Annotated in this window: 3 rRNA genes; all 3 read left to right on the top strand. The window is 57.4% G+C overall.

The annotated features are described in order from the left end of the window. The first annotated feature begins 195 nt into the window (after positions 1-195). Positions 196-1,710: ribosomal RNA gene (locus DLJ58_RS32065) — 16S ribosomal RNA — on the top strand. Between the two features lie 384 nt (positions 1,711-2,094). After that, positions 2,095-5,203 (top strand): 23S ribosomal RNA (locus DLJ58_RS32070). An 85-nt stretch (positions 5,204-5,288) separates the two neighbouring features. Next, a 5S ribosomal RNA gene (gene rrf, locus DLJ58_RS32075) occupies positions 5,289-5,405 on the top strand. The 16S, 23S and 5S rRNA genes sit together here, the layout of an rRNA operon. Positions 5,406-5,415: the final 10 nt, after the last annotated feature.

A 5,415-nucleotide genomic window follows, 5' to 3' on the forward strand; every position in this document is an offset into this window, starting at 1 on the left:
GAAAAGCCCCGGTTGGGGTTCCACTGTGGTGGGGCTTCTGGTCGGTGTGTGGTTGTTCTTTGAGAACTCAACAGGGTGCTTGTAAAGCCAGTGCCAATTATGATTTATACCCCGGACTGGTCAGGCTTCGGTTTGGCTGGTTGGGATTCCTTTGGCAACATTTGTTTGTTGTCAGGATGCTGTTCAACTAATTTTTTGTTGGAGAGTTTGATCCTGGCTCAGGACGAACGCTGGCGGCGTGCTTAACACATGCAAGTCGAGCGGAAAGGCCCTTCGGGGTACTCGAGCGGCGAACGGGTGAGTAACACGTGAGCAACCTGCCCCAAGCTTTGGGATAACCCTCGGAAACGGGGGCTAATACCGAATATTACTTCTGGCCGCATGGCTGGTGGTGGAAAGTTTTTCGGCTTGGGATGGGCTCGCGGCCTATCAGCTTGTTGGTGGGGTGATGGCCTACCAAGGCGACGACGGGTAGCCGGCCTGAGAGGGCGACCGGCCACACTGGGACTGAGACACGGCCCAGACTCCTACGGGAGGCAGCAGTGGGGAATATTGCACAATGGGCGGAAGCCTGATGCAGCGACGCCGCGTGAGGGATGACGGCCTTCGGGTTGTAAACCTCTTTCAGCAGGGACGAAGCGAGAGTGACGGTACCTGCAGAAGAAGCACCGGCCAACTACGTGCCAGCAGCCGCGGTAAGACGTAGGGTGCGAGCGTTGTCCGGATTTATTGGGCGTAAAGAGCTCGTAGGCGGCTTGTCGCGTCGACCGTGAAAACTTGGGGCTCAACTCCAAGCCTGCGGTCGATACGGGCAGGCTAGAGTTCGGTAGGGGAGACTGGAATTCCTGGTGTAGCGGTGAAATGCGCAGATATCAGGAGGAACACCGGTGGCGAAGGCGGGTCTCTGGGCCGATACTGACGCTGAGGAGCGAAAGCGTGGGGAGCGAACAGGATTAGATACCCTGGTAGTCCACGCTGTAAACGTTGGGCGCTAGGTGTGGGGGGCCTCTCCGGTTCCCTGTGCCGCAGCTAACGCATTAAGCGCCCCGCCTGGGGAGTACGGCCGCAAGGCTAAAACTCAAAGGAATTGACGGGGGCCCGCACAAGCGGCGGAGCATGCGGATTAATTCGATGCAACGCGAAGAACCTTACCTGGGTTTGACATGGCCGCAAAACTCGCAGAGATGTGAGGTCCTTCGGGGGCGGTCACAGGTGGTGCATGGCTGTCGTCAGCTCGTGTCGTGAGATGTTGGGTTAAGTCCCGCAACGAGCGCAACCCTCGTTCGATGTTGCCAGCGCGTTATGGCGGGGACTCATCGAAGACTGCCGGGGTCAACTCGGAGGAAGGTGGGGATGACGTCAAGTCATCATGCCCCTTATGTCCAGGGCTTCACGCATGCTACAATGGCCGGTACAATGGGCTGCGATACCGTGAGGTGGAGCGAATCCCAAAAAGCCGGTCTCAGTTCGGATCGGGGTCTGCAACTCGACCCCGTGAAGTCGGAGTCGCTAGTAATCGCAGATCAGCAACGCTGCGGTGAATACGTTCCCGGGCCTTGTACACACCGCCCGTCACGTCACGAAAGTCGGCAACACCCGAAGCCGGTGGCCCAACCCTTGTGGAGGGAGCCGTCGAAGGTGGGGCTGGCGATTGGGACGAAGTCGTAACAAGGTAGCCGTACCGGAAGGTGCGGCTGGATCACCTCCTTTCTAAGGAGCACCTTCCGACGAAAGTCGGTAAGGAGCCCGCACTGCCCGAATGTGGTGGTGGGGTGCTCGAATGGCGGAGACACTGGCAAGTTTTGCCCTGGCAACGGCCGGCGGCGCTTAGTACAGCCACCTTTTGGGGTGGTGGGAACGGTTGCTTCTGGTGCGGCTGGGGGGAAATGTGAGCACCCTGTTGGGTCCTGAAGGAACAACCGTTGGTTGTTGTTTCAGAGACTGGGCCGGCCCTCCTTGGTGGGGGCTGGGAGTCTGCCAGGCATGGCCTGGCCTCACATACCGCTGACCGTTTGGTTGGGTTTGGTGTGGGGCGGATCGGGTTGTGGGTTGGTCGTTTGTTGAGAATTGCACAGTGGACGCGAGCATCTTTGTGGTCAAGTTGTCAAGGGCGAACGGTGAATGCCTTGGCACCAGGAGCCGATGAAGGACGTGGGAGGCCGCGATAGGCCTGGGGGAGCTGTCAACCAAGCTGTGATCCCAGGGTGTCCGAATGGGGAAACCTGGCACCAGTCATGTGGTGTCACCCACACCTGAACACATAGGGTGTGTGGAGGGAACGCGGGGAAGTGAAACATCTCAGTACCCGTAGGAAGAGAAAACAATTTAGTGATTCCGTGAGTAGTGGCGAGCGAAAGCGGATCGAGGCTAAACCGGCTGCGTGTGATACCTGTCAGGGGTTGCGTGGTCGGGGTTGTGGGACCCTGCTGAATGTACTGACATGCATTCGAGAAGTTACAAAGTCAGTGGCTAGTCGAACAGTCTGGAATGGCTGACCGTAGACGGTGAGAGTCCGGTAGGTGAAAGTTGCTGACCTTCTGTGGGTGTTCCCGAGTAGCGGCGGACCCCTGAAATCTGCCGTGAATCTGCCAGGACCACCTGGTAAGCCTAAATACTTCCTGGTGACCGATAGCGGACAAGTACCGTGAGGGAATGGTGAAAAGTACCCCGGGAGGGGAGTGAAATAGTACCTGAAACCGTTCGCCTACAATCCGTCGGAGCCTTGCGGGGTGACGGCGTGCCTTTTGAAGAATGAGCCTGCGAGTTAGTGGCATGTGGCGAGGTTAACCCGTGTGGGGGAGCCGTAGCGAAAGCGAGTCTGAATAGGGCGATTCAGTCGCGTGTCCTAGACCCGAAGCGGAGTGATCTAGCCATGGGCAGGCTGAAGCGCGGGTAAGACCGCGTGGAGGGCCGAACCCACCAATGTTGAAAAATTGGGGGATGACCTGTGGTTAGGGGTGAAAGGCCAATCAAACTCCGTGATAGCTGGTTCTCCCCGAAATGCATTTAGGTGCAGCGTCGCGTGTTTCTTGCCGGAGGTAGAGCACTGGATGGTCTAGGGGGCCCACAAGCTTACCGAAATCAGCCAAACTCCGAATGCCGGTAAGTGAGAGCGCGGCAGTGAGACTGCGGGGGATAAGCTTCGTAGTCGAGAGGGAAACAGCCCAGATCACCAGCTAAGGCCCCTAAGCGTGTGCTAAGTGGAAAAGGATGTGGGGTCGCATAGACAACCAGGAGGTTGGCTTAGAAGCAGCCACCCTTTAAAGAGTGCGTAATAGCTCACTGGTCAAGTGGTTCCGCGCCGACAATGTAGCGGGGCTCAAGCACACCGCCGAAGCTGTGGCATTCACATTTTATCCTCGCTTGGACTTGATTCCTTGTGCAGGTGTGTGGATGGGTAGGGGAGCGTCGTGCCGCGAGTGAAGCAGCGGGGTGACCCAGTTGTGGACGCGGCACGAGTGAGAATGCAGGCATGAGTAGCGAAAGAAGGGTGAGAAACCCTTCCGCCGGATGACCAAGGGTTCCAGGGCCAGGCTAATCCGCCCTGGGTGAGTCGGGACCTAAGGCGAGGCCGAGAGGCGTAGTCGATGGACAACGGGTTGATATTCCCGTACCCGCGAAAGAGCGTCCCTGATGAACCTCGTTGTGCTAACCACCCGAGCTGCCTGATGTCTTCGGACGGATGGTGGGGAGCGTGGGAACCTGATGGGTAGTAGTCAAGCGATGGGGTGACGCAGGAAGGTAGCTGAGCCCGGCCGGTGGTTGTGCCGGGGTAAGCGTGTAGGCCGTGTTGTAGGCAAATCCGCAACACATGAAGGCTGAGACGTGATGCCGAGCCGATTCAGGTGAAGTCAGTGATCCTATGCTGCCGAGAAAAGCCTCTAGCGAGTTCTTAGCGGCCCGTACCCCAAACCGACACAGGTGGTCAGGTAGAGAATACCGAGGCGATCGGGCGAACTGTGGTTAAGGAACTCGGCAAATTGCCCCCGTAACTTAGGGAGAAGGGGGGCCGGAGACGTGAAGCCCCGCGCGGGTGGAGCGTTGTATGGCCGCAGAGAGCAGGGGGAAGCGACTGTTTACTAAAAACACAGGTCCATGCGAAGAAGTAATTCGATGTATATGGACTGACGCCTGCCCGGTGCTGGAACGTTAAGGGGACCTGTTAGCTCTTCGGGGCGAAGCGGAGAACTTAAGCGCCAGTAAACGGCGGTGGTAACTATAACCATCCTAAGGTAGCGAAATTCCTTGTCGGGTAAGTTCCGACCTGCACGAATGGCGTAACGACTTCCCCACTGTCTCAACCACAGGCCCGGCGAAATTGCAGTACGAGTAAAGATGCTCGTTACGCGCGGCAGGACGGAAAGACCCCGGGACCTTTACTATAGCTTGACATTGGTACTCGAATTAGCTTGTGTAGGATAGGTGGGAGCCGGTGAAGTCCATACGCCAGTATGGGTGGAGGCAATCTTGAAATACCACTCTGGTTGATTTGGGTATCTAACTTCGGACCGTTATCCGGTTCAGGGACAGTGTCTGGTGGGTAGTTTAACTGGGGCGGTTGCCTCCTAAAAGGTAACGGAGGCGCCCAAAGGTTCCCTCAGCCTGGTTGGCAATCAGGTGTTGAGTGCAAGTACACAAGGGAGCTTGACTGTGAGACTGACAGGTCGAGCAGGGACGAAAGTCGGGACTAGTGATCCGGCACTTGCGAGTGGAAGCGGTGTCGCTCAACGGATAAAAGGTACCCCGGGGATAACAGGCTGATCTTCCCCAAGAGTCCATATCGACGGGATGGTTTGGCACCTCGATGTCGGCTCGTCGCATCCTGGGGCTGTAGCAGGTCCCAAGGGTTGGGCTGTTCGCCCATTAAAGCGGTACGCGAGCTGGGTTTAGAACGTCGTGAGACAGTTCGGTCCCTATCCGCCGTGCGCGTAGGATACTTGAGAAGGGCTGTCCCTAGTACGAGAGGACCGGGACGGACGAACCTCTGGTGTGCCAGTTGTCCTGCCAAGGGCACGGCTGGTTAGCTACGTTCGGAAGGGATAACCGCTGAAAGCATCTAAGCGGGAAGCCTGCTTCAAGATGAGGTATCCCACCCACTTTGTGGGGTAAGGCCCCCAGCTAGACGACTGGGTTGATAGGCCGGAAATGTAAGCCCGGTAACGGGTTCAGTTGACCGGTACTAATAGGCCGAGGACTTGACTACTAAGCTGCTACGCGTCCACTGTGCAACTCTGAACAAGCGAACACCCGTGATTTTGTGCCGGGGTTGTTTGATATGTTCATAGAGTTACGGCGGTCATGGCGGAGGGGAAACGCCCGGTTACATTCCGAACCCGGAAGCTAAGCCCTCCAGCGCCGATGGTACTGCACTCGTGAGGGTGTGGGAGAGTAGGACGCCGCCGGACAATCTTCCAG

The sequence above is a fragment of the Micromonospora arida genome (assembly GCF_003857035.1).
Lineage (GTDB): Bacteria > Actinomycetota > Actinomycetes > Mycobacteriales > Micromonosporaceae > Micromonospora > Micromonospora arida.